At 55.0% G+C, this 24,320-nt stretch carries 21 protein-coding genes; 12 read left to right on the forward strand and 9 right to left on the reverse strand.

The genetic code is table 11. From position 1 onward, the window contains the following. Positions 1-173: 173 nt before the first annotated feature. Complete coding sequence (locus Q8W22_RS02690) at positions 174-1,403, reverse strand: LysR family transcriptional regulator (protein WP_303432594.1); 1,230 nt, start codon at positions 1,401-1,403, stop codon at positions 174-176. A 216-nt stretch (positions 1,404-1,619) separates the two neighbouring features. Here Q8W22_RS02690 and Q8W22_RS02695 point away from each other — a divergent pair, with 216 nt between their 5' ends. The 7 genes from Q8W22_RS02695 to Q8W22_RS02725 all read left to right on the forward strand — a co-directional run bounded on the left by Q8W22_RS02695 (position 1,620) and on the right by Q8W22_RS02725 (position 8,454). After that, on the forward strand, positions 1,620-2,630 hold the full coding sequence (locus tag Q8W22_RS02695) for an amidohydrolase family protein (protein WP_303432593.1): 1,011 nt from the start codon (positions 1,620-1,622) through the stop codon (positions 2,628-2,630). A 46-nt stretch (positions 2,631-2,676) separates the two neighbouring features. Then, entirely contained in the window at positions 2,677-3,354 is a 678-nt protein-coding gene (locus Q8W22_RS02700; protein WP_305451513.1) for a 4-carboxy-4-hydroxy-2-oxoadipate aldolase/oxaloacetate decarboxylase, read from the forward strand. Beyond that, on the forward strand, positions 3,347-4,438 hold the full coding sequence (locus tag Q8W22_RS02705) for a 4-oxalomesaconate tautomerase (RefSeq protein WP_303432591.1): 1,092 nt from the start codon (positions 3,347-3,349) through the stop codon (positions 4,436-4,438). Before Q8W22_RS02700 ends, Q8W22_RS02705 begins: the two co-directional genes overlap by 8 nt. Before the next feature lie 120 nt (positions 4,439-4,558). Further along, a complete protein-coding gene (locus Q8W22_RS02710; RefSeq protein ID WP_305451514.1) occupies positions 4,559-5,428 on the forward strand; it encodes an amidohydrolase family protein in 870 nt (289 codons plus the stop codon). 46 nt (positions 5,429-5,474) lie between these two features. Continuing rightward, on the forward strand, positions 5,475-5,840 hold the full coding sequence (locus Q8W22_RS02715) for a protocatechuate 3,4-dioxygenase (protein ID WP_303432587.1): 366 nt from the start codon (positions 5,475-5,477) through the stop codon (positions 5,838-5,840). Continuing rightward, complete coding sequence (locus Q8W22_RS02720) at positions 5,833-6,672, forward strand: class III extradiol dioxygenase family protein (RefSeq protein ID WP_303432586.1); 840 nt, start codon at positions 5,833-5,835, stop codon at positions 6,670-6,672. Before Q8W22_RS02715 ends, Q8W22_RS02720 begins: the two co-directional genes overlap by 8 nt. A 717-nt stretch (positions 6,673-7,389) precedes the next feature. Then, on the forward strand, positions 7,390-8,454 hold the full coding sequence (locus Q8W22_RS02725; protein ID WP_303432585.1) for a 3-deoxy-7-phosphoheptulonate synthase: 1,065 nt from the start codon (positions 7,390-7,392) through the stop codon (positions 8,452-8,454). Between the two features lies 1 nt (position 8,455). Here Q8W22_RS02725 and Q8W22_RS02730 read toward each other — a convergent pair whose 3' ends face one another. From Q8W22_RS02730 to Q8W22_RS02745, 4 genes are all read right to left on the reverse strand, one after another. Continuing rightward, a complete protein-coding gene (locus Q8W22_RS02730) occupies positions 8,456-9,214 on the reverse strand; it encodes a sulfite exporter TauE/SafE family protein (protein WP_305451515.1) in 759 nt (252 codons plus the stop codon). Positions 9,215-9,286: 72 nt separating this feature from the next. Then, positions 9,287-10,090: a PepSY-associated TM helix domain-containing protein gene (locus Q8W22_RS02735; RefSeq protein ID WP_305451516.1), complete on the reverse strand. Its 804-nt coding sequence runs from the start codon at positions 10,088-10,090 to the stop codon at positions 9,287-9,289. A 20-nt stretch (positions 10,091-10,110) separates the two neighbouring features. Further along, positions 10,111-10,650, reverse strand: a complete 540-nt coding sequence (locus tag Q8W22_RS02740) for an FMN-binding protein (RefSeq protein WP_305414157.1) — start codon at positions 10,648-10,650, stop codon at positions 10,111-10,113. Next, positions 10,637-11,869 carry a cytochrome-c peroxidase gene (locus tag Q8W22_RS02745; protein ID WP_305451517.1) on the reverse strand — a complete coding sequence of 411 codons (1,233 nt, stop codon included), beginning with the start codon at positions 11,867-11,869 and terminating at the stop codon, positions 10,637-10,639. The genes Q8W22_RS02740 and Q8W22_RS02745 overlap by 14 nt, the downstream gene beginning before the upstream one ends. A 310-nt stretch (positions 11,870-12,179) precedes the next feature. On the opposite strand from Q8W22_RS02745, the gene Q8W22_RS02750 reads away from it, so the two are divergent. From Q8W22_RS02750 to Q8W22_RS02770, 5 genes are read left to right on the forward strand one after another with little or no spacing between them, the layout of a single operon-like run. Continuing rightward, entirely contained in the window at positions 12,180-13,661 is a 1,482-nt protein-coding gene (locus Q8W22_RS02750; RefSeq protein ID WP_305451518.1) for an imelysin family protein, read from the forward strand. A 37-nt stretch (positions 13,662-13,698) separates the two neighbouring features. After that, complete coding sequence (locus Q8W22_RS02755; protein ID WP_305451519.1) at positions 13,699-15,210, forward strand: di-heme oxidoredictase family protein; 1,512 nt, start codon at positions 13,699-13,701, stop codon at positions 15,208-15,210. A 14-nt stretch (positions 15,211-15,224) separates the two neighbouring features. After that, positions 15,225-16,436, forward strand: a complete 1,212-nt coding sequence (locus tag Q8W22_RS02760; protein ID WP_303432577.1) for a DUF1513 domain-containing protein — start codon at positions 15,225-15,227, stop codon at positions 16,434-16,436. A gap of 20 nt (positions 16,437-16,456) precedes the next feature. Further along, a complete protein-coding gene (locus tag Q8W22_RS02765; RefSeq protein WP_305414153.1) occupies positions 16,457-17,542 on the forward strand; it encodes an imelysin family protein in 1,086 nt (361 codons plus the stop codon). A 46-nt stretch (positions 17,543-17,588) separates the two neighbouring features. Continuing rightward, positions 17,589-18,761, forward strand: coding sequence for a porin (locus tag Q8W22_RS02770; protein WP_303432574.1), 1,173 nt, complete (start codon positions 17,589-17,591; stop codon positions 18,759-18,761). 146 nt (positions 18,762-18,907) lie between these two features. Here Q8W22_RS02770 and Q8W22_RS02775 read toward each other — a convergent pair whose 3' ends face one another. The 4 genes from Q8W22_RS02775 to gpmI form a co-directional block, all read right to left on the reverse strand. Continuing rightward, complete coding sequence (locus Q8W22_RS02775) at positions 18,908-20,023, reverse strand: divergent polysaccharide deacetylase family protein (protein WP_305451520.1); 1,116 nt, start codon at positions 20,021-20,023, stop codon at positions 18,908-18,910. A 92-nt stretch (positions 20,024-20,115) separates the two neighbouring features. Then, a complete protein-coding gene (locus tag Q8W22_RS02780; protein WP_305451521.1) occupies positions 20,116-21,456 on the reverse strand; it encodes a S41 family peptidase in 1,341 nt (446 codons plus the stop codon). Between the two features lie 117 nt (positions 21,457-21,573). Then, the gene (locus Q8W22_RS02785) at positions 21,574-22,725 is read right to left on the reverse strand and encodes a murein hydrolase activator EnvC (protein ID WP_305451522.1); all 1,152 of its coding nucleotides are present in this window, start codon (positions 22,723-22,725) and stop codon (positions 21,574-21,576) included. A 3-nt stretch (positions 22,726-22,728) separates the two neighbouring features. After that, positions 22,729-24,264 (reverse strand): 2,3-bisphosphoglycerate-independent phosphoglycerate mutase, encoded by a 1,536-nt coding sequence (gene gpmI, locus Q8W22_RS02790; protein ID WP_305414146.1) that lies wholly within the window; start codon positions 24,262-24,264, stop codon positions 22,729-22,731. Between the last annotated feature and the right edge of the window lie 56 nt (positions 24,265-24,320).

Consider the following 24,320-nt stretch of genomic DNA (forward strand, 5'->3'; position numbering starts at 1 on the left):
TCGTATTTATCAGACATGATGTGTCACTCCCTGTAGAGGGTAAACTATAGAGGTGACACAGAATTTTGAACACTACCTTCCCGTTTTAGACCGGGAGAGTCCATTTCTCTACAGGCCGTTCCCCGTCCTTTCTTCAGGTTGGCCTGATGCCTGGCAGACTTGTCAGTGCAGCATTACTGATCCCGGCAGGCGGCTGCCTGTTCCCGCAGAATATCGAGAAACTGCATCTGGCTCGGCGTTGGCTGCCAGTTTTGACGCAAGGTGATGCCGATGGCCCGGCGGGTATCTTCCAGGTTGACGGGCAATACCGACAATAATCCGCTGTTTAATTCCTGTTCGATCTGATGGGTAGAGATCAGTGTCAGGCGGTCACTGCCGCGCAGCAGCTCACGGGTCAGGATCTGTGAGCTGGATTCGACCAGTCGTTGCGGTGGCTGAATATCACATTGGGCAAACAGGGTCTCAAAGGCTTTGCGGGTCGGGGTGCCATTGCGGGGCACAATCCAGGGGTAGTGGGTGAGATCCGTCAGCTCTGGAGACGATGTGCTGGTCGCGGCCACCAGTAATGGATGCTCCGGGCGACAAATAATCGCCAGTGGCGGAGAAAGCAGTTCTTCCTGCACCACATCATCGACCGGCGGCGGAAAACGCAGGGCACCAATGAGAAAATCGAGATCGCCGTGGCGCAAATGATGCAGCAAGTCATCGTAGGGCGCATCGACAACCTGAATATCAATATCCGGATGGCGTTCACTAAACCGAATAATGGCTTCGGGCAGGATCGAGGTCCGCGCCAGCGGCATACTGCCGAGCACGATTTTACCCACTTCCCGAAACTGTAGCGCACTGACTTCGGAGTAGCCCTGGTACAGCTCCGAAAATGCCAGCTTGGTGGCACGGGCCAGTGCCTGGGCTGCCTTGGTGGCGCTGATGCCGGTACTGGTCTTTTCAAACAAGGGCACTTGCAGCAAATGCTCCAGCTCGCGGGCAGCCCGATGTAACGATGATTGTGAGACGCCCACCGCCCGGCTGGCAATGCTGAAGTTTTCTGCTTCGGTGACGGCTACCAATGCCTTGAGCTGGGTGGTGGTCAGTAACGACACCATCTGTTGCGCCGATTGGGTACGGCTGCCAGAGCGTAATGCTTCGCGGGTGCCTTGCAGCAAGCAGGCAATACAGCGTTCGACCCGGTTATACCAGACCTCACCGGAGGCGGTGGGGTACATGCCTTCGGCCCGGCGATCAAATAATCCGGTTTGCAGCATGTTTTCCAGTCGTGCCAGTGCCTGGGTGATGGCTGGCTGCGACAGAAAGACTCTCGGAGCCGCCTTGCTGATGCTCTTTTGTTCGGCTACTTCCAGAAAAACGCGCAGGTGCCGCAGGTTGGGTATAACAAAATCCATCGCTTGCTCCAGAGCTTCGAATAAACAGGTCTATATCAAAATCCAATATTGTAACAGTGAAATTGAAATAGCCAGCCCGGCTGCTCAGTTCCTACCATGGGGGCATTATCCAGGTCGTTGGGTGCCTTTGGCATTCACGGACGTGCGGTGCGCTGTTTGCCTGTGCCGCTGGTACAGGCCCTGCGGGCCACTCCATCAACGAGTGAGAGAAGAATAATGATCATCGATTGCCATGGGCATTACACCACGACGCCGCCCGGCGTCGGCGAATACCGCGATCAGCAAAAAGCAGCGGTTGCGGCGGACCCTCTGTTCAAGGGTGAAAAAGGCACGATCAATATCACGGATGATGAGATTCGCGAATCGATCGTTAATAATCAGTTGAAGCTGCAGCAACAGCGCGGCACTGACCTGACCATTTTCTCTCCTCGCGCCAGCTGGATGGGGCATCACGTTGGTAACGAATACACCAGCCAGTACTGGACCGAGCATCAGAACGATATTATTCGCCGGGTGTGTGACCTGTTCCCGGAGAATTTTGTCCCGGTAGCCCAGTTACCGCAATCACCGGGGGTCGACCCGGCCAAGTCGGTGCCTGAGATTGTTCGTACCGTCGAGGAAATGGGCTTTATCGGTATTAACCTGAACCCGGACCCCAGTGGTGGTTTCTGGAATGGATCATCGCTGGCGGATCGGGCGTTTTATCCGATTTACGAAAAAATGGTTGAGTACGATATTCCCGCCATGGTGCACGTATCGGCATCCTGTAACGACTGTTTCCATACCACGGGTTCCCATTATCTGGGCGCCGATACCACCGGCTTTCAGCAATTGATGATGTCGGATGTGTTCAAGGATTTCCCTGAGCTGAAAATCATTATTCCTCATGGCGGCGGTGCGGTGCCTTATCACTGGGGGCGTTTCCGTGGGATGGCCCTTGATAAGGGATTTGAGCTGGAAGAACGGGTACTGAACAACGTGTATTTCGACACCTGTGTGTATCACCAGCGCGGCATTGATTTATTGCTCGATGTTATTCCGACCAAAAACATCCTCTTTGCCTCGGAAATGATTGGTGCGGTACGCGGCATCGACCCGGATACCGGCCACTTCTTCGACGATACCAAACGTTATATCGATGGGAACACGGCGCTGTCTGCGGCCCAGAAAGCCGACATCTTCGAGCACAACACTCGTCGCGTTTTCAGTCGCCTGGTACTGCCGTAATCAACTGGCCGGTGTGCCGGTGTGATAGACCAAAGGAAGCAACAGCATGAAAGAAACAGTCGTAGTACAACATATTGAACGGGCCGACCAGGCCGTGATTGATGGTCTGGCGGAATGTGGTGTGGCCACGGTTCATGAAGCCCTGGGCCGTGTTGGTTTGCTGGCGCATTACCTGCGCCCGATTCAACAGGATAAAAGTGTCGCCGGCTCCGCCATTACCATCTCTGGTGCCGCTGGTGATAACTGGATGATGCACGTTGCCATTGAGCAGTGTCAGCCCGGCGACATCATGGTTTTTGCGCCGACTTCACCGTCGATTCATGGCTTCTTTGGTGACTTGCTGGCGACCTCCGCCCAGTCACGCGGGGTGGTCGGACTGATTATTGATGGTGGCGTTCGGGATACCCGTGATCTGCGCCAGATGGAATTCCCGGTGTGGTCAAAAGCGGTCTTTGCGGAAGGCACCATCAAGGAAACCGTTGGCTCGGTCAACGTGCCACTGGTGTGTGCAGATGAACTGGTTTATCCCGGTGACGTGGTGGTGGCGGATGACGACGGCGTTGTTGTTGTGCGCCGTGAACAAGCCGCCGCGGTGCTGGAAAAAGCCCGTGCCCGTATGGCGCTGGAAGAATCCAAGCGTGTGCGAATGGCCAACGGCGAGCTGGGGCTGGATATTTATGACATGCGTGGCCGCCTGCAAGACAAAGGCCTTAAATATGTCTGAGGCCCGCACCTTCGATCCGATTGACGGGGTGCGCTGTATGTGGATGCGAGGTGGCACCTCAAAAGGGGGCTACTTCCTGGCGCAAGACCTTCCGGCTGATACGGCCGTTAGAGATGCGTTTCTGTTACGGGTCATGGGATCTCCAGACCCGCGTCAGATTGATGGCTTGGGCGCAGCCGATCCCTTAACCGCCAAAGTGGCCGTGGTGCAGTGTTCCGAGCGTGAAGACGCCGATGTGGATTACCTGTTTCTGCAAGTGTTTGTGGATCAGGCCATCGTTACGGATGCGCAAAACTGCGGCAACATCCTTGCGGGAGTTGGCCCGTTTGCGATTGAACGGGGCCTGGTTGAAACCACCGGTGAAGACACCGATGTGCGTATTTTTATGGCCAACACCGGACAAATTGCCACGGCTCGGGTTCCGACGCCTGAAGGCAAGGTCAGTTATGTTGGCAACGCCCGTATTGATGGCGTGCCCGGTTGTGCCGCAGCCATTCCCGTTACCTTTGCCGATACCGCCGGTTCCAGTTGTGGTGCCTTGCTGCCCACCGGTCACTGTGTGGATGTGATTGATGGCGTTGAGGTTACGCTGATTGATAACGGCATGCCCGTGGTGGTTATGCAGGCTGCAGACATGGGTATTTCCGGTACCGAAAGCCGTGAAGAACTGGAAGCCAACGATGACTTGCGAGCGCGGCTGGAGTCCATTCGTTTACAGGCCGGGCCATTGATGAATCTGGGGGATGTGAAAGACAAATCCGTGCCCAAGATGACCATGGTCAGTGCTGCCAGCAACGGCGGAGCCTTGTCGACCCGGACTTTTATTCCTCATCGCTGTCATGCCTCGATTGGGGTGTTGGGCGCGGTCAGTGTGGCGACAGCGGCGGTGTTACCCGGCTCGCCGGCCGCTGCTGTTGCCTGTGTGCCGGAGGGTCAGCAGAAAACCCTGGCGGTCGAGCATCCGATCGGTGAAATGACCGTGATTCTGAATATGGACGATGGCGGTAACGTTGCTTCGGCGGCCTTGCTGCGTACGGCCCGCAAACTGTTTGATGGCGATGTGTTTGCGCATCCCAACGAATAAACCGGCTGCTTTTATGGGAAGGGACAGTGCTGAACGATCCGCATCTGTCCGTTTCTGCTGGTGTGTACCAGCCAATAAAAGTGCCAATAATGACCCGATAAAAACAAGGGCGACCTAATTATGATGGATCCAGATTACCTGCCATTTCATGCCAACCCGAGCAAACCAGAGTTCAAGACACCGGCTGGCGCGGTTGATGCGCACTGCCATGTTTTTGGCCCGGCGGCACAGTTTCCGTACCACCCGAAACGTAAATACACGCCGTGTGATGCTTCGAAAGAGCAGCTGTTTGCGCTGCGCGACTACCTGGGCTTTGAACGTAATGTGATTGTTCAGGCATCCTGCCATGGCACTGATAACGCGGCTCTGATGGATGCTCTGGACAGTGCCGGTGAGCTGGCCCGTGGGGTGGCTGTGGTTGATCCTGCGATTACGGTGGAAGAGCTGGAAGCGATGGACAAGGCCGGTGTTCGCGCCGTGCGTTTCAACTTCGTCAAACGCCTGGTCGATACCACGCCAAAAGCAGTGTTCCTGTCGGTGGCTGAAAAGATCAAGCCGCTGGGCTGGCATATCGTGGTGTACTTCGAAGCCCCGGACCTGGAAGAGCTGATTCCATTCCTGAACGAGCTGGATACCACCATTGTGGTGGATCATATGGGCCGCCCGGATGTTGCCAAGGGAGTGGATCACCCGGACTTCCAGCGCTTTATCGATATGATGAACAACAATGACAAAATCTGGGTCAAAGTCACTTGCCCGGAACGCCTGACCCTGACGGCGCCGGATTATCGCGACGTTGTCCCATTTGGCAAAAAGCTGGTCGAGCTGTTTCCTGACCGGGTGCTGTGGGGAACCGACTGGCCACATCCGAATATGAAATCCCATACCCCGGATGACGGCAAGCTGGTGGATGTTATCCCGATGATTGCCCCGACTGCCGAGCAGCAGCAGAAACTGCTGGTGGATAACCCGAAGCGTTTGTATTGGTAATCAGCCCTGGCGTTCTGCGTCCGACCTAATCAGTGAGAATACAGTCATGTCAGACAATCAATTACGAGCCGTCGAGGGCACCATCCACTTTGATGGCCCCATGGCCACCAAAGGCTTCAGGTTCAACAAGATGTGTTATTCGTTTAACAGCGAAGACAACCGTCAGGCGTTCCGTGACGACCCGGAAGCCTATATGGAGCGTTTTGGTATCTCCGACGAACAGCGGCAGGCGGTGCGAGACCAGGACATCATCCGTATGCTGGAGTTGGGCGGCAGCATCTACTATATGGCTAAATTTGCCATTATCTTTGGCTGGAACATGCAGATCATTGGCGGTATGCAAACTGGCCGTACCACCGAAGAATTCAAAGCATACCTGGAGAGCCAGGGGCGAGGTAAGCACCATGGCTAAGCTGATCGGTGGTATTACCACCTCACATATCCCTGCCATTGGGGTGGCGATGGATAAACATCTGGAAGACACCCCTTATTATCGGGATCTGTTTGCCATTTACCCTCCCATTCGAGAGTGGTTGCAGCAGGAAAAACCGGATATCGCCGTGTTGTTCTATAACGATCACGGCCTGGAAATGTTCCTCGACAAAAAACCGACGTTCGCCATTGGTTGCGCGCCGGAATACCACAATGCGGATGAAGGCTGGGGGATTAACCCGATCCCGCCAGTGACGGGTGAAACCGAGCTGAGCTGGCATATTGTCAATCATTTGATCGACAATGATTTTGACCCGACCGTGTGTCAGGACATCAAGGTCGATCACGGCGCTACCGTTCCGCTGACGTTGCTGTGGCCGAACTTTACCTATCAGGGTATCAAGGTGATTCCGGTCAGCATCAACTGCGAACGTCATCCGATGCCCAAACCATCCCGCAGCTATGCCTTTGGCCAGGCTATTGGTGATGCCATCCGCTCCTGGGACAGCGACCAGAAGGTTGTAGTGCTGGGTACCGGCGGCTTGTCGCATCAGCTTGATGGTCAACGTGCCGGGATACTCAATGGCGATTTTGACAACGACTGCATGGATAAACTGGTAAACGACCCGGAAGCCCTATGCCAGTACAGCAACGCCGACCTGATCGAAAAAGGCGGTGCGCAAATGGTCGAACTGGCAATGTGGATGGCCATGCGTGGCACCATGACCGGCGAAGTGAAAGAAGTGTTACGCAGCTATGTGTCACCGATTTCCAATACCGGGGTCGGTGTGCAGCTGCTGGTGAATACCTGAGCCGTATCAACTTCGGCTCCATCGGCAAGTGTGGTTGGCGGTGGTGACGATGTTCTGGCCGTGTCTGCTCCCGGTCATCGCTCTCCTGGGACGGTGATTTATTATGGGCAGGTGCGGTCTTTTTTGACGAACTGTCTGGATGTGCTGTCTTGAAAGCTATGCCGGGCTTTCAGCCAGTATTCACCCTGTGAATACCATATACAGCACAGAATATTGATATTTATGGTTGCAATTCAGACATTCGGGATTAGGATAAACACATCACCTGAACAAATGCCCCGGTACAACAATGAACCCAGCACGGTTACAGCAACGCTTGAACAGCTCTACGACCCCGGTCGCAGCGGCGAGCCTGTGCCTGAGTGATGTCAGCGTGGCGTATTGGTGGTTTGGTTATGACTATTTTAGTCAGGAGCCAGGCTGCCCGTAGTGTTAACAGAACACCCGGCAGTTTGGCTTCAAGCCAGCTGCCACCGGAAACCCCGATTGGCAGCAGGCTGATCGGGGTTTTTTTATGATTGTTTTTCACAGGATTCAGTTCGAGGTTGCTATGCAAGTATTGGCAAAACTCAAAATTTCTCAAGCTTGCACCAGTCTGTGCGGCTTCTGGTTGTGGCGATTTAGCTGCGGTGATGTGCGGGCGCGATATTGGCGCTGGCCCATCACCGGACCACAGCAAAGACACCATATCCAGTAAAAAATTTGAGGAATAGCAACATGACAACATCTACTTTGACTTCCCGTTCTGCCAGTAGCAATGACCCGGCAGTCCGACCGATTACTACCCCCGCCATGCTCAAGGCCCGTATGGCATTGAGTGATGGCCTGCGTATCCAGATTGAGCAGCAACGTCAGCAGATTCGCAACATCCTGAACGGTGATGATTCACGCCTGCTGGTGATTACCGGGCCTTGCTCCATTCATGATGAAACCGCCGCGCTGGATTACGGCCAGCGGCTGGTCGCCCTGAATAAAGAACTGGGCGACCGTCTGCTGATTGTGATGCGCGCCTACGTCGAGAAACCACGGACGCATGTGGGCTGGAAAGGACTGGCTTACGACCCGGATTGTAATGGCGAAGGCGATATGCAAGCCGGACTGGAGCGCTCCCGCAAAGTGATGCTGGCACTGGCCGAAATGGGTTTGCCACTGGCAACCGAAGCATTGAACCCGCTGGTAATGATGTACCTGGACGACCTGATCAGCTGGACGGCCATTGGTGCCCGCACCGCGGAGTCACAGATCCATCGTGAAATGGTCAGCCATCTGGGTATGCCCACCGGATTGAAAAATGGCACCGACGGCTCCATGATGACAGCGATCAATGCCATGGTGGCCGCCCGTCATAGCCACCACACGCTGGGGGTGGATTGCCATGGTCAAATGGCCATGCTGACCACTCCGGGCAATCCGGATACCCATATTGTCCTGCGTGGCGGCAATGGCCTGACGAACTACGATGCCGACAGCATTGCATCGGCACAACAGCAGTTACAGGCGGCTGGCTGTCATGTTGGTGTACTGGTGGATTGCAGCCATGCCAATGCCTGCAAGCAGCATCGTCGCCAAACCGCCATTGCGCTGGATGTGGTGGCGCAGCGGCTGGCAGGTAATGAGCGGATTCTGGGGGTGATGCTGGAAAGCTTCATCAACGAAGGCAACCAGAAAATGTCGGCCAATCTGGTGTACGGCCAGTCCATTACCGATCCTTGTCTGGGATGGGATCAGACCGAAGTCCTGTTGCGTGAAATGCATCAGCAACTGGGCGAGATCAAACCGTGACTCACATACTCTGCCAGCCCTGCCAGAGCAGGCGCAGGGCGAGCAGAGTAACCACAATCCGGAAGGTCTGTTTAAACCAGCGGCCCGGAATACGGTTTAACAGTTTCAGCCCCAGCCAGGTGCCCATGGTGCCACTGAGAACCATCAGCAGCACCAGTGGCAGCCACTCCCAGAAAGCAAAACCAATGGTGCCGAATACCACAGCCTTGAACGAATGTTGCAGCGTCATACAGGTCGCAAAGGTACTGGTGAGCTGTAATTTGCTGTAGTTGTTGCGATGCACAAAACCGGCTACCAGTGGCCCGGTGGCACCAACAAACATGGTGAGGAAGGTTGTCAAGGCGCCGGCAAATACCCGTCCTGTTGAGCTGAGCTGACGTTTGCCTGGCTTGTTGCCCCACACCAGAAACAGAATAAAACCCGCCACCGCAAACTGAATCAGGTACAGCGGCAATTGCACCACGACCACACTGGCCAGTCCGGCTCCCAGCAATGCCCCGATACTGAAATACCTCAGCATGGCCCAGTCGATATGACGCCAGGTCATCACCATGCGATTACCATTGGAACCCAGCTGCACCAGACCATGTACCGGAATCAGGGCGTTGACGGGTAGCAGTGACGCCATGACTGCCAATAGCAGCAGGCCACCACCAATACCGACAGCAGCCGTCATCAGTGACGTAAACCCGGCCACTGCGATCAGGATAATGGCCGCTGTCAGCGACAGGTCGGCGGGAGTGAGCAGTTCAAGTAACATGGCCAGTATCTCCGTTGACGATCGGGTATCGGTATTGTTAGCAAGGTGGCGTTTTGCGGTGATGTCTAAAGGTTACATTCCGGGCTTGTGGCGCCGCGGCTTCTGTCGACTACAACCATGACGACCATGGCGTCCGCCGCGTTTTAGCCAGGCGCGCTTCAGCCAGGTGAGGGTACCGCTCAAGGCCAGAAATATCAGCACAAGGCTGACCGCATCCACCACCCAGACGCCCACCTCGCCAAACAGACGGCCGCTGTGTAAATCCAGCAGCAAGCGTTCGCGGGAAATCCCCGGCAAGGGCTTGTCCTTGTTCAGAGACTCGACCAGTTCAGCAGGCAAGGGAGTGAGAGTGGCCCAAGGCGAGTCCGCTGTCGGGACGGATTCGGGTGGTAGTGGTTGCCAGCTCCAGCTGTTGTTATCGAGATAATAGGGTGGGCTGGACAGCAGCAGGGCATCTTGATCCGGCAGCATGCCCAGTGTGCTGGCTTGCAGTGGCAGACTGCCCAGTTCTTCAACCAGTTGGCCATCAGGCAAATACAGGGCAATGCGGTTATTACACAGCAAGGCAATGGTTTCTTGCCAACGCAAGGCACCCAACAAGGGCTGATCGCAGTGGCCGATGGCATCGTGATCCAGATACAGGGTGTCGCCAACCTGACTGACCCAGTGATCCCCAGCGGCAAACCCTTGCTCGACAGTGGTGTCCTGAATGCCATACAGCCAGGCAATCCAGGAGGAATAGACCGGTGTTTTGGCCCATCCCAGTGACTGGCTGTGATTGATCAGGATGCCGGTAATGGCCAGCATCAATAGAACCGGCAGGATGATCAGGCCGCCGCGGCGATGCCAATGAATCAGAAAAGGAACAAGTTTCAAAACAGAGCCTGTATCAGGAGTCAGGGTTGGGTGGCGGCCTGATTGTGGCTGACCCCGGTTTGCTCTGCAAGATACAGTGCCAGACGGGCGACATTGGTTACGGCCCGCACCGACAAGGTTGCACCGGTAATGCCGTCGATATGCTGGCTGAGTTGTTGGGACTTGTCCAGCCTCGCCCCGGTAAACTGGTCAGTAAAAAACGGGTAGCGTACTTCCCAGCCACGGGATTCGAGAAACGCCAGTACCGCGACCGATTGTATCTGGTTATCGGTAATCACCACGCCGATGGTGATTGGCTTCTCTTTGCCAATCTCTTGCAGAATCCAGGCGCTGGTGGTGTCGGCTTGCCAGTATCGTACCCGCAAACCAACGTAAGAATGGCCGAGCAAGGCGGTGGCGGCTTCTTTATGTTCCGGTTTGAGCCACAGGGTTTTGGCCGCTGCTGGCTGCTCGCCAAACGCCTGTGACAGGAACGCTTCCTGACTGAGGTAGTTGTCGGCGCTGGCCATGCTGGCCAGGCACCATAATGTCAGGCTCCAGAGAATATTATTCCGTTTCACAGTTTTCCCACTCGGCGTCAGAAATCAGGCTTTCATAGCGGGCATCGGTGAGCGTCATCATAAAACAGACCAGTGCTTCGACGTCATCGTCATCGAACAGGCTGCCATCCTGCAGTTCGGTCAGGCTGATGGTCTCGCTGATTTCCGGCTCCGCCCATTCCACACCGGTTTCAGGGTTGATTGTGTAGCGGCTGCCCGTGAGCCAGTGATCGTAAAACTTGACGACTGTGGCCAGCTCATTAAACACGCCGTTATGCATATAAGGCGCAGTGATGGCGACGTTACGCAGCGTTGGTACCTTGAATTTACCGGCTTCGGTATCGGCGGTGACGGCGCTGTTGTTTAATTGCAAACCGGTATCAATAAAGTCATCGTCCGAGCCATTGGCCAGCCGTACTGCGGTATTCACCGGGACACCAATATTGTGGTACTCATAGCCGGTAAAGGTCTCGCCGCTGTAGCCCTGGGACTTGAGTTGGTGACACGTGGCGCAGTTGGTGAATTGCTGGGAGAAAAACAGCACCTTGCCCGAGGCGACTTTGGATAATACGCCGTAATCGTAGTAGTCCTCATCATTTGAACTCAGTTGTGAACGATCGTATTTGGAATCGAAGGGGGCAAAAACATCCGTTGCCTCAAAGGTGGCAATGGCGTCGGTCATGGCTTCGTAAGCGGTATCGGTATCGTCAAACACATCGGTACCATACAAGGATTCGAAGGCTGCAATATAATCTTCATCTTCTAACAGGCGTTCGACTACGCTGGCGCGATCTGCCATGCCCATTTCAATCGGGTTTAATGGCGGGCCACCGGCCTGATCGGCGAGTGTGGAAGAGCGGCCATCATGAAACTGACCGCCCAGCCAGCCACTGTAATCGGACTGGCTGCTGTTGAAGCGACTGCGCGTACCTTCCTGAAACTCCGGTGACAGTGAGGCGTACAGCACCGTTGGTGCATTACGATCTCCCAGGGATACATCGTCATCACCAAGTGATACGGCAGCAGTCAGCCCGTTGTCATCTTCGCGGCTGTCGGTAAAGGCCTTGTCGGCATCGTGACAGCTGGCACAGGACTGGGTGCGGTTGAATGAGAGATTGGTATCGTTGAACAGGCTTTCGCCGAGGGCTGCCTTGCTTTCGAAGGCAAGGCTTGACGAATCAGACGAACTGCCACAACTGCTCAGTAGCAGCGCCAACAATAAAATTGAATACTTTTTCACGGTGACTCCGGTATTGCCCATTCCCTTGGGGTAATGGCTGATAAATCGCATGGTGGCTGGTTGCTCTTGTCTGTTGTGATCCCCGGCTTGTTGTGGTGATCAGGAAGGCTGCTACCAAGGTGGCCAGTTTAGCATGCGTCAATAATCCTGCTAACGATAATGCAATCCCAAGTCTATTTGTAAATCATTTGCATTAGTAATATGATCTCAATCAAATCGAATCGGAACTATTTCGTTTTAATGTAAATGAGATGTTATCCGAAAGACAAATAGTCCGCCAAATTCCTTTATTGCCAGATCGGAGTGTTAAATGATGAAACTGACCTCGCTTGCTGCGGCTATCGCCGTAACTTCCCTGTTAACTGCTTGTGGCAGTAGCTCAGACAGCTCTTCGTCTGATTCCGTTATCAATGTTGATAACGTCAGCAAGGTGTTGGAAACCAACGCTGATATTGCCTACGCCGCTTATTCAGATGCCGTGACCACGGCCAAAGCATTACAAACCGCCTTGCAAACCTTCCGCGAAGATCCGACCGAAGAGAACTTTGTTGCCGCTAAAACCGCCTGGCTGGTTGCGCGTGAACCTTATGGCCAGACTGAAGTTTATCGCTTCCGCCTGAGCCCGATTGACTCTACCGACTACAGCTCGGAAGACGGCCCGGAAGGTGATATCAATGCCTGGCCATTAGGTGAAGCCCTGATCGACTATGTGCAGACCAACGATACTGACTTTGGCACCGATCAGGTGGGCGTAACCGCCAACTCGGCTGGCATTAATGGTGGTGGTGCCTTGACGGCAGCCGATGCGGAAGATCAGTCGAATAACATCATTGGTGATGTAACGATTGATATCACTGCCGACCTGTTGGCCAATACTGCCACCGCCGATGACGAGCATGATGTGATTGCCGGATACCACGCAATTGAATTCCTGCTTTGGGGACAGGACCTGAACAATGATGGTGAAACCACTGATGGTACGGATCGTGATGAGGCGGTGAAAGTCAATACCGCTACTAACTACGCGGAAGGCGGTGACCGTCCTTTGAGTGACCTGGCTGAAGGCTATTCTGAGACCGACACTTACGACAGCAGCAATTTGTCCAACCGTCGTCACAAATTTATGGAAGTGGCGGTTGAGAAGCTGATCGACGATTTGGAAACTGTTCGTGATGGATGGGCTGACGGTGCTTCATACCGCACTGAGTTTACCACCATCAGCAGCGAAGATGACGCCAAACAGAAGCTGGCCGAAATCCTCACCGGTATGGGTACATTGTCTGAAGGCGAGCTGGCGGGTGAGCGGATGCAGATTGCCTTTTCTTCCAACTCCCAGGAAGACGAGCATTCTTGCTTCTCGGATAACACGCACCGCGATATCTGGCTGAATGCCGAAGGCGTCTCCAACAGCTATTACGGTGAATACGCCGGTTACGACAGCACATTGGACGGCACTGACGATGTGACGACCAATGCGGTAAGTGGTTATGGTCTTGATGATTACCTGGCTGATGCCGGCCTGACAGAGGTAGCGGCTTCCATGGTAACGGCGTTGAGCACCACCAGCACCGCTTACGAAAGCATTGATAGCCTGGCCCGTGAAGGTACCCCCTTCGACGTACAGATCATGGACGCTACCACCGAGGAGCCAGCCTACGATACAATCAAGGCGCTGAACGCTCAATCAACCGTGATTGCCGATGTTGCTGAAGCGCTTGAGATCGACGGCGATGTGGTTGTCGATGTTGATGCTTCCGAGTGTGATACCACTGATCCAACCACTGAGTGCTAATCTCAATGGCTGATCAATTGTTGACGGAGGCTGGCTGATGCGCCGTCTCTGTTTTCACCTGAAGCCGGGTTTATCCCGGCTTTTTGGCATCTTTATGTTGGCAGTGTGGGTTGTTGCCAGCAGTGGTTGTTTCGAGCAGATACCGGAGCCTGAACCGGCAGAAACACGCCCTGGTGGGGCTGCGACAACCTCGATTATCCCGTTCCCGGAACTGGACAAGGTAACACCTAATTTGCCAGAGCAAGAGCGGCCGCTGTTTTATGCCGGTCGGGCCTTGGCGCACCAACCCTGGGTCAAGGCACCTACTATTACCGATGCACGTGATGGACTGGGGCCGATTTATAACGCCCGTGGTTGTCTCGCTTGCCATATTCGGGGCGGTAAAAGCCGTATGCCGGATAATGCCGATACCCCTTTGTTTGGGCCACTGATTCGTATGAGTGTGGTGTTGGATGATGCCGCCGCCATGACAGCGGCTGCAAACAGCCATGACGGTGTTATTCCTGACCCCGTGTATGGCGACCAGTTACAAACCCAATCAATTGCCCTGATGCACCAGTTACGTCAAGCCACACCAACGGCCATGGCTGAGCAACAACAGGTGCCACCAGAAGCATATGCCTATATCACATGGCATGAACAAGCTTTTATATACCCGGATGGCAGCAGCGTCAGTTTGCGCAAGCCGGAGCTGGATTTGCGTTACGCCGCTTATGGGGACTTCGACACTAACACCCGTTTTAGTGTGCGCAATGCGCCGGCGATCCACGGGATGGGGTTGCTGGAATTGATCGCACAGTCCGACTTGGAAGCCCTGGCCGATCCGGAAGACGCTGATGGTAATGGCATTTCCGGTCGACAGAACCGGGTTTGGGATGCCAGAAGCCAGCGCTGGCTACCAGGCCGCTTTGGCCACAAGGCCAACCGTCCCAACATGGACATGATTGTCGCGTCGGCATTTGCCAATGATATTGGTATCAGTAATCCACTGTTTCCATCCCAGCCCTGTACGGCGTATCAGCCACTGTGTGAGCAACAAAGAAATGGAAATGATAGTCAGGGAATGGAATTACCTGATAATCTTTTGCGCCTGGTCACGAATTTCACTCGCAATCTGGGTGTGCCCCAGCGGCGGAATGTTGATAATGCCGAGGTCCTCGAAGGACGTACGCTTTTTTATGCCACCGGGTGTGTGGCGTGCCATCAGCCAAGCTATACCACCGTCGCCAGCACAACACAGCCACACTTGGGCAATCAGCGTATCTGGCCTTATACCGACCTGCTATTACATGATATGGGGCCGGCACTGGCCGATGGTCGCCCAGACTTTGCTGCCAGTGGCAGTGAATGGCGCACGCCACCCTTGTGGGGCGTCGGCTTGATGGCGCGAGTCAACGGCAGTCAGCAATATTTGCACGATGGCCGGGCTCGCAGCATTGAAGAGGCGATTCTGTGGCATGGTGGCGAAGCCGCCATGGCACGCCAGAAATTCGCGGATCTAAGCGCCGAAGAGCGTCATAATCTGCTTCAGTTTGTTGAATCACTCTAGATGGGAGAACCGTGATGTCAGCGGATTCAGCATCATCAGGATTAGCACAGGACCCGTCACGACGGCGTCTGTTGGGAGGAGTCGCCAGTGCCCTGGCGGCCTCCGCCTTGCCAGGAACGGCATTTGCGGCAACATCGGCCAGTCGGTATTCGACCAGCGCAGTCGTCACCGGCACCGAAGCCTGGGTCAGTGCCGAAGGCGATGGCGAAGACGGCTATTTTGCCAGCTGGATTGTCGATGGCGAGCGGCGTGCTGAGTTGCACTCTGCCAGCAGTGGTTTTCGTGGCCATGGTTTGGCCCAACACCCACAGCGTCTGGATCAGGCGGTCATGTTTGCCCGTCGGCCAGGCACCCAGGCGTTGGTGCTTAACCTGCTGGATGGTTCCGTCGAACAGGTGATCGAGTGCACCACTGGCCATCATATGCACGGTCATGGGTGTTTCAGTCCGGATGGTCAGCATTTGTTGACCACCGAGTCGGATTACCGCACTGGCACCGGCAAGCTGATGGTGCGCAATACGGTTAACTGGCAGCTCGAGGCCGAATATCTGACCCATGGTATCGGCCCCCACGATGTCCACGTGATGCCGGATGGCCAGTCGCTAGTGGTTGCCAATGGCGGTTTGCTGACGCATCCAGACAGTGGTCGCAAGGTGCTGAATCTGGACACCATGGATCCATCGCTGGTGTATCTGTCACTCGCTAATGGCACCCTGATCAGTCAGCATCGCTTGCCGGAAAGCAAAGCCAGTATTCGTCACCTGGCATTGGCGGACGATGGCACCGTTGCCATTGCGACCCAATTGCAGCGCCCGGCGATGCACAGTCATGCACTGGTACCTCTGGCGGCAATACATAAACCTGGTCAACCGCTGGTTACGCTGCAAGGGCCGGAAACCCTGATCCTTAAATTTAACGATTATATGGGTAGTGCTGCCTTGCACAATGGAGAGCGTATTGCGGCATTTTCCAGCCCGCGGGGCGATCTGGTGGCATTCTGGCATCTGGATACGCACCAGCTGGTTGGCTATCACGCCTTTTTTGATGTCTGTGGCCTGACCGTCAGCCGTGACCAGCAGTACTTTGTATTGAGTAATTCCCGTGGTGATGTGCGCATGATTGATGTCCGCAGCCTGAAAGAAGACCGCGCCATGCGGCGCTCATTTGCTGGCCGTCACTGGGACAATCATATGTTTACCTTTACCCTACCAGACCAATCTGTATGACCTTGATAAAGAGAATCCCGATGTTGAAATCCGCTTCTGCCTGGTTGTGTCTGGGCACCTGTCTGACACTGGCCAGCTGTGGTGGCAGTCGTGAAAACGATGCCGTTGCCTTGACCGAAGGCTCTCTGTCTCTGGCGCTGGAGCAGCTGGTTGATGGCACCATCATTGTTGCCAGTGAGCAATTTGCCAGTGAAGTCAGTGACTTCAACAACAGTGTCGACAGCTTTTGTAGCGCTCCGGATGAAGCTGGTTTGAGCCAGCTGCAAACGGACTGGAAAACAATGGCAGATAGCTGGTACCGCTTGTTGCCATTCAATTTTGGCCCATTGTTCGACGACACCGTTTTCCCGGTGTACCAGTTCGTTGACTCCTACCGGGTGCGTGGGACCAATTATACTGCCACGGTGCGCTCGAATATCCAGACCCTGATAGATTCAGAGTCGGAAACAGAGCTTGGCAGTAGCTACTTCGACGGCCTTACGTTCCAGTATGTCGGCTTGCTGCCGCTGGAAGTCGTGGCATTTGAAACCTCCAGTGACCAGAGCCAGGTGGCGGCCGATATCGTTGCTGAGTTTATACAGCAACCACGCAAATGTGAGGTGATGGAAGGCTTGGCAGGCAGTGTGCAAAATCGCGCTGACTACGTGGTAAATGGCTGGACCCTTGATCACCTGGAGAGCGGCACATCTTACCGGGACCTGTTTCTGGCGGGGGATCTGGATGATGGTTCGGAGCCACTGACAGCATTGATTTCTGCCGTGCAAAGCTATCTCGACTATTTGCAGCAGCGTGACACCGTCAGCAACGTCGCGGCCTTGTCGGGCAATGCCTGGCCTGAAATGCAGGCCAGTATCGACGTGATTACTGAATTGCTGGAAGGCTCCGAATCCACCACCGTGAGCTTGTTTGACTTGATGGAATCCGCCGGTAACAGCGCCGATGCCGATACGGTACGCAGCAATCTGGAGCAAGCCAACGATGCCATCAGCGATCAGGATGCCACCAGTTTTAACAGCATGGCAGCGGCACTGGATGGCAACTTCAAACGTGAAATTCCCGATGGGCTTGATGTCAGCCTTGGCATCAATTTCAGTGATGGCGACTGACATAGTGACTGAATTTAACCTTAGATACCTTAAGCAGGATACCGTAATGAAATACACCCTGGCCCCTTTGGCAGTGATTGCCGCGACAGGATTGGTTACTCCGGCATACGCTGCCGATGACCAGCAAGATACCATCCGCCAGCTGGAGCAACGTATCCAGCAGCTGGAAGAGTCACTGAATGGCCGTATGGAAATGATGGCCGATGCCATCGATGCCCAGCAACAGACATCGTCGCACAGCAATATTCACTTTGGTGGTTATGGTGAATTGAACTATCACAATCTCAGTGTGGATGGCACAGATGACAAGCAGCTTGATTTCCGTCGCTGGGTGCTGTTTGTGGGATACGATTTTTCTGATCGGGTGCATTTCCACTCAGAATTTGAAGTGGAGCATACCGTTGTTCCCGGCTCTGATGGCGAAGGGGCGGTTGAGCTGGAACAGGCTTTCTTGCAAGTGGACTTGTCGGATACCCAGCAGGTCAAAACCGGTATCCAGCTGGTTCCTGTCGGTATCGTCAACGAAACCCACGAACCAACCACTTACTACGGGGTTGAACGGCCGGTGCTGGAAACCACCATCGTACCAACCACCTGGTATGTTGGCGGTATCATGTACAGCCAGCAGTTTTCCAGTGGCCTGAGCTACGATGTCATGCTGTCGGAAGGGATGAAAACCGATGATCCCAGCACCGATTCCGATGCTGATCCTTTTGATCTGAAAGCCGGCAAGCAAAAAACTTCCAATGCCGATGCCTTTGATCTGGCAACTACCGTGCGCGTGCGTTACACCGGCGTCAGTGGCCTGGAGCTGGCGGCGTATGCCCAGTACCAGCCTGACCTGGACCAGAGCGCAGTAGAATCCTACGCCGACTCGGCCACCTTGCTGGGTGCCCATCTGGTGTATCAGTTGAATGATGTCACCCTGAAAGGCATGTATGCCCGTTGGGATCTGGCAGGAGATGACGCCAAGGAGGCAGGCAAGCAGGTTCAGGACGGCGGTCAGCTGGAAGTCTCCTGGAAAGCATTGCCATCGGTAGGGGTGTTTGCCCGTCAGACTGCCTGGTCGCAGGAAGAAGGCGTGGATAAGATCCAGACCAACGCCGGTGTCAATTATTATCCGGTCGATCAGGTGGTATTCAAATTTGACTATCAGCTACAGAACGAAGCGGCGGGCAATACCGACGGTTTCTATCTTGGTATGGGCTACCATTTCTGACAGCTGCCTGATGGCGCCAGTTACACCGGCAACGCAATCGGCTTCCAACAGGAAGCCGATTGCGTTTATAACCGCCGGGTTGTTGGTTGTTAATCCTTCCTTGTTGATAACGCCCAAGAGCAACTAGTAGCAGCTAGCCGCAACGTTCAAGGCTGTAGATGGACTCGCATCACTCGGCGGGCGTGAGATTCCGGCAAACGTAATACACCGATACTCTGCTCGGCCTTTGTCGTCGCGGCATGCGCTGTTGTGCACGTCGGTGTGAGCACTGGTGAAGAGGTTAAGGGAGCGGTTAATGGTGCTGGGCCAGGGGTCGGTCTTGCCAGGGTCAGACTGATATTTGTGAGTGACCGCAGCGCCAGGGTCTTCGCATTCAGCAGCGCTCTTCTCTTCGCTGTATTTGCAGTACGAGTTGGCTGGCCTGCGGTTATCGGGCAGGGCATCTCTTGAGCCGGATGATGGAATAAGGGGTCGGCATCGGCGGTATGAATCACACTGTTATGCGGGTCTGTTTTGCTGGCAACCAATGGCTGCTGTGCGGCGGTCGGCGCCAGTTTGTCGTGCAGCGCAGCCAGGTGCCAACCCCGGGACTCCGTTGGACGCAGGCGTTGCTGCAGAAACTGAATGGTCTCCGGGTAGGGGTGGCCAATCAACACCGCCTGGCCGTGTTGATTGGCCAATGTAATTGCTTTATCAAACTGCTGTGCCAGTGCTGCTGCGGAGCGATCGTTATCCAGAAATACATCTCTGGCCAGTACGGGGACGCCCGCCTGCAAGGCGGCCTGGCGGGCACAGGTGGCGGCAGTCGTGCGACTATCGATAAAAAACAGTCGCCGTTGACGGGCGATATCCATCACCCAGCTCATTCGTTCACAATCCTGGGTTAACAGGCTGCCCATATGATTATTAAGGCCACTGACGGCGGGAATCGCATCGAGGTCAGCGTTTAACGTGGCGCTCAACGTGGCTTTGTCCATCGTTGGGTAAAGCCCACCTGGCCCCAGTTTGACCCCGGACTCGGTCGCCATCGGAGCGTGCAGCATTACGGTATGCCCTTGCGCAGCGGCTTTGGCGGCAAGACTGGCAGCAAAAGGTGTGTGGGGTAAAAATGCCATATTGACCGGAGCGGGTAGCGCCAGCAGTTGCTCACCAAGGAGACGATTGTTGCCAATATCATCAATGACCAGCAATAACTCAGCCGCCGCTGCAGGTAATGCCCAACTGCCGAGACACAGGGTCAGCCATATATGTGGTGCCATCATGGTGACTCAGATTCCTTGCAACACACTGGTTTGTGGAACACCTACTGTGGCGTCGGGCATCAACAACATCTGGATGGTGATTGGCTGCATGGCTACTGCCTGGCTCCCAGAATGGTCATGCCACGCAGCAGGGTATGGGCTTCGTAGAGCTGAAAGTCTTTCAGTAGCTGGTCGGCATTGGCCGCGGCTTCATCGGCTTCGTCAGTATTGCTGGCAACGTCCTTATTGGTCGTCGACGCGCCTTTTTGCGGGTTGGACAGGTGGCCCCGCAAATCGGATTCCTTGAATGTCCGGCTACGGGCACGCGGGGTCACATCGCTTTGTTCTACCAGAATGTCGGGGATAATCCCTTTGGCTTGAATGGAACGGCCGTTAGGGGTGAAGTAGCGTGCGGTGGTCAGCTTGACGGCTTTGTTGTCCGCTAGCGGTAATACGGTCTGTACTGAGCCTTTGCCAAACGACTGGGTACCCACCACAACGGCGCGTTGATGATCTTGCAGTGCTCCGGCAACAATTTCAGAGGCCGACGCTGAGCCGCCATTGATCAGCACAATCAAGGGCAAGCGTTCGGCAACCGTGGCAGGGCTGGCTGAAAAGCGCATATCCGAGCTGTTGCCCCTGCCCTTGGTATAGACGATCAGGCCTTCGTCAAGGAAGGCATCACTGACATCGACGGCAGCACCCAAGACCCCACCGGGGTTATTACGCAGATCAAGAATCAATCCCCTGACGCTGTGATCAGCTTGCCACTGTGACAGGATACGTACCAGTTCGGCACCGGTATGTTCCTGGAACTGGGTAATACGGAGGTAGCCGATCTGGTCGCTGAGTAACTCCGAGCGCACACTGCGAACCTTGATTTCATCGCGAATCAAGTCGAACTTCAGCAGCTGCGGTTCGTTTTGACGGCGTATTTCCAGCGTGATGGGAGAGCCAGGTTCACCGCGCATTTTTTCGATGGCATCGCTCAGTGATACACCGACCATGGCTTCGCCATCAAGGCTGACAATCAGATCACCGGACTTGATACCAGCCTTGGCGGCGGGGGTATCGTCAATTGGAGAGACCACCATGACCATGCCATCTTGCTGACCCACTTCCATGCCCAGGCCACCAAATTTGCCGGAGGTGGTTTCCTGCAGTTCCGAGAAGTCGTCGGGTTGTAAATACACCGAGTGCGGGTCCAGGGCTGTCAGCATGCCGTTAATGGCGTAGCCAAACAGGGTCTTGTCATCGACTTCTTCTACGTAGGCGCTGCGAATACGCTCGAATACTTCGGCGAAGTTTCTGAGTTCATCCAGCGGCAGCGGGGCCTGCGCTTGCTCTGCCAGAACGGGTTCCGTTGTGGTTGGCGGTACTTGGTCGGCAGATACCGGAGCGGACAAGGCCAGCGCCAGAGACAGTGCAGTGGCAGTTGAAACGATAGCGTGCATGGAGGTTCTCGTAGTCGTCAGTGGTCGAAGCATGGCATAAAAGCGGGGAGCTGTTAACGCAGACTCCCTATTGGCACTGGAGTTTCACTCACGTTGATGTGTTGTTGTTGCCGAATATCAGCGTTTGACCAGCCAGGCGGCAGGGTCCAGTGGCTTGCCACGGTGGCGAATTTCAAAATACAGCCGGGGTTCCTGTAGCCCGCCACTGCGTCCAACGGCACCAATCACATCCCCTTGATTGACCCAGGCACCGACGTCGTACATCAGGGTTTGGTTGTGGGCGTACAGCGTCATATAACCATCTCCGTGATCAAGAATCATCAACAGGCCAAAGCCTCGCAACCAGTCGGAGTAGACGACCCGGCCGTGATGGACGGCCTGGATATTGGTGCCTTCCGGGGCGGCAATCAACCAGCCTTCCCAGCGACCAACGCCACCGGTATTGGGATTGCCATAAGCGGCGATGATGCGCCCGGCCAGCGGACGGGGAAGCGACCGTTTGAGGGCTTTAAAGGGGCGTACATCCTGTTTGCGCGGGCTTTTTTCGACCAGGGTCTGGACTTCATCAAACAGGGATTCGAGGCGTTTACGATCGGCCTGTTTACGCGCCAGCGTGCTTTTCTCGCTGGTCATTTGCTGACTTAGTTGTGCCAGCAGGCGATTCTGTTTTTTCTTTTGTTGCGTCAGTTGGCGGTTTTTCTGATCCAGCGACTGCTGGGTACGTTGTAACTGTTGTTCCTGGGTGATGATTTCGTCGGCAATGTGTTCCAGTCGGGTCAGCTCGCTGAGCGTGTGGTTGATTTCTTCCATACGGGCGCGATTAAAATAGCCAAAGTAGCTCAGCATACGCTGGGCTTGTTGGGAATCATCCTGGTTCAGCAGCATTTTGATCGGACTGTCGCCACCAAGACGATAAGCAGCCTGCAGCTGCTCTTTTAAACGCAAGGTATGCCAACTGCGCAGCTCATTGAGCTGCGCCTGATCCTGTCGGAGCTTTTTTAGGCGGTCTTGCTCCTCCTTGAGCAAGCGCCGGGTTTCTTCTATCTTGCGCGTTATGGTGCCGATGTCCTGGTCGGTGTTGCGTAACGACTCCGACAGCTTGCTGTGTTCGGCACTGGCTTCATTCAGCCATTGCTGCAGCTTGGCGATATCCTGCTTCAAGGCTTGAAGTTTGGCGGCATCACCGGCTTCTTCAGCAACCACAGGGAGCGTGGTGGCGAGGCTGAGCAAACAGGTCAGCAGCAGGCTGGACGGAGTCGGGATTTTCATGGTTCAGCTATAGTCCACCAGAGAATTGCCGGTCATTTCGGCAGGTTGTTCCAGGCCCATCATGGCCAATAAGGTTGGCGCGATATCACACAGTCGACCGGGTTGAATGGCGCCCTGTTCACGTTCGTTAACGTACACCAGGTTGACCGGGCCGGTGGTGTGCTGGGTCATGGCCCGGCCCTGATCGTCGAGCATTTGCTCGGCGTTACCGTGGTCGGCGGTGATCAGACACTCTCCGCCCACTTCGAGAATGGCGCTGGTGACGGCTTCGAGAGCGGTGTCAATGGCTTCGGCGGCCTTGACAGCGGCATCCATAATACCGGTATGACCTACCATATCGCCATTGGCATAGTTACAGACGATCAGGTCGTAATCACCATGCTTAATGGCATCAACCAGTTTTTCGGTGACTTCCGGTGCGCTCATTTCAGGCTGCAAGTCATAGGTTGCCACGCTGGGAGAGTTCACCAGAATACGGGTTTCACCGTCGTATTCGGTTTCCTGCCCGCCGGAGAAGAAAAAGGTAACGTGGGCGTATTTTTCGGTTTCAGCAATCCGCAGTTGTTTCATGCCCTGGTTGGCTATGTATTCACCCAGGCCGTTGCTCAGGGGTTCGGGTGGGAAAGCACAGCTGGCATCGATACTGGCTGCGTATTCAGTCAACATGACAAAGTCACTCAGGGCTGGACGTAGCGCTCGGTCAAAGCCGTTGAATTCGTCACCTTCCACAAACGCCCGGGTCAGTTCGCGGGAGCGGTCAGGGCGGAAGTTGAAGCAGATAATGGCATCGCCATCCTGTACCGGGGCTGGCTCGCCGATCAGGGTAGCGGTGACAAATTCGTCGTTTTCATCACGCTCGTAGGCGGCCTGCAGGGCATCGCTACCGTTGCTGGCGGTGTACTGGGCGTTGCCTGTGGTCATCAGGTCGTAGGCGGTCTGTACCCGTTCCCAACGATTGTCACGGTCCATGGCAAAGTAGCGACCGACGATACCGGTGAGGCGGGCGTTGCCCAGCTCGGTGCATTTGGCTTCTATTTTGGCAATGGAGTCGGCGGCCGAGCGGGGCGGGGTATCCCGGCCGTCGAGAATGCCGGTAACACAGACTTGCTTGATACCACGCTCATGGGCCATTTCGAGCAGGGCGACCAGATGGTCTTCATGGCTATGAACACCGCCAGGTGATAGCAGACCGGTGAAATGTACTGCGCCCCCTGCGGCTTTGGCCTTGTCCATCGCTGCCACCAGTGCCGGGTTCTGTTGCAGCTCGCCATCAACAATGGCTTTGTTGATACGGGTGAAGTTCTGGTAAACGATGCGACCAGCCCCGAGATTCATATGGCCGACTTCGGAGTTGCCCATTTGCCCATCTGGCAAGCCAACCGCTTCTCCAGAAGTCTGGATCAGGGTGTTGGGGAAGACATCCAGCAAACGATCCCAGGTCGGTGTGTTGGCATTGGCAATGGCGTTGTTATCGGTTTCTGCCCGATAACCCCAGCCGTCCAGAATAATTAATGCAACGGGTTTGGGACGCTTGTTCATGATTCGGCACCGTGTGTAATGATTTGATGCCCTGATTGTACTGAAAGCCAGCTACT

It is taken from the genome of Oceanobacter sp. 1_MG-2023 (assembly GCF_030689025.1).
Classification (GTDB): domain Bacteria; phylum Pseudomonadota; class Gammaproteobacteria; order Pseudomonadales; family Oceanobacteraceae; genus Oceanobacter.

Excerpts from the sequence above, each read along its gene's own strand:
- Q8W22_RS02710 (WP_305451514.1), top strand. The coding sequence starts at position 4,559 with ATGATGGATCCAGATTACCTGCCATTTCATGCCAACCCGAGCAAACCA.
- Q8W22_RS02715 (WP_303432587.1), top strand. The coding sequence starts at position 5,475 with ATGTCAGACAATCAATTACGAGCCGTCGAGGGCACCATCCACTTTGAT.
- Q8W22_RS02690 (WP_303432594.1), bottom strand. The coding sequence starts at position 1,403 with ATGGATTTTGTTATACCCAACCTGCGGCACCTGCGCGTTTTTCTGGAA.
- Q8W22_RS02770 (WP_303432574.1), top strand. The coding sequence starts at position 17,589 with ATGAAATACACCCTGGCCCCTTTGGCAGTGATTGCCGCGACAGGATTG.
- Q8W22_RS02755 (WP_305451519.1), top strand. The coding sequence starts at position 13,699 with ATGCGCCGTCTCTGTTTTCACCTGAAGCCGGGTTTATCCCGGCTTTTT.
- gpmI (WP_305414146.1), bottom strand. The coding sequence starts at position 24,264 with ATGAACAAGCGTCCCAAACCCGTTGCATTAATTATTCTGGACGGCTGG.
- Q8W22_RS02760 (WP_303432577.1), top strand. The coding sequence starts at position 15,225 with ATGTCAGCGGATTCAGCATCATCAGGATTAGCACAGGACCCGTCACGA.
- Q8W22_RS02775 (WP_305451520.1), bottom strand. The coding sequence starts at position 20,023 with ATGATGGCACCACATATATGGCTGACCCTGTGTCTCGGCAGTTGGGCA.
- Q8W22_RS02780 (WP_305451521.1), bottom strand. The coding sequence starts at position 21,456 with ATGCACGCTATCGTTTCAACTGCCACTGCACTGTCTCTGGCGCTGGCC.
- Q8W22_RS02720 (WP_303432586.1), top strand. The coding sequence starts at position 5,833 with ATGGCTAAGCTGATCGGTGGTATTACCACCTCACATATCCCTGCCATT.
- Q8W22_RS02730 (WP_305451515.1), bottom strand. The coding sequence starts at position 9,214 with ATGTTACTTGAACTGCTCACTCCCGCCGACCTGTCGCTGACAGCGGCC.
- Q8W22_RS02750 (WP_305451518.1), top strand. The coding sequence starts at position 12,180 with ATGATGAAACTGACCTCGCTTGCTGCGGCTATCGCCGTAACTTCCCTG.
- Q8W22_RS02700 (WP_305451513.1), top strand. The coding sequence starts at position 2,677 with ATGAAAGAAACAGTCGTAGTACAACATATTGAACGGGCCGACCAGGCC.
- Q8W22_RS02705 (WP_303432591.1), top strand. The coding sequence starts at position 3,347 with ATGTCTGAGGCCCGCACCTTCGATCCGATTGACGGGGTGCGCTGTATG.
- Q8W22_RS02765 (WP_305414153.1), top strand. The coding sequence starts at position 16,457 with ATGTTGAAATCCGCTTCTGCCTGGTTGTGTCTGGGCACCTGTCTGACA.
- Q8W22_RS02785 (WP_305451522.1), bottom strand. The coding sequence starts at position 22,725 with ATGAAAATCCCGACTCCGTCCAGCCTGCTGCTGACCTGTTTGCTCAGC.
- Q8W22_RS02725 (WP_303432585.1), top strand. The coding sequence starts at position 7,390 with ATGACAACATCTACTTTGACTTCCCGTTCTGCCAGTAGCAATGACCCG.
- Q8W22_RS02695 (WP_303432593.1), top strand. The coding sequence starts at position 1,620 with ATGATCATCGATTGCCATGGGCATTACACCACGACGCCGCCCGGCGTC.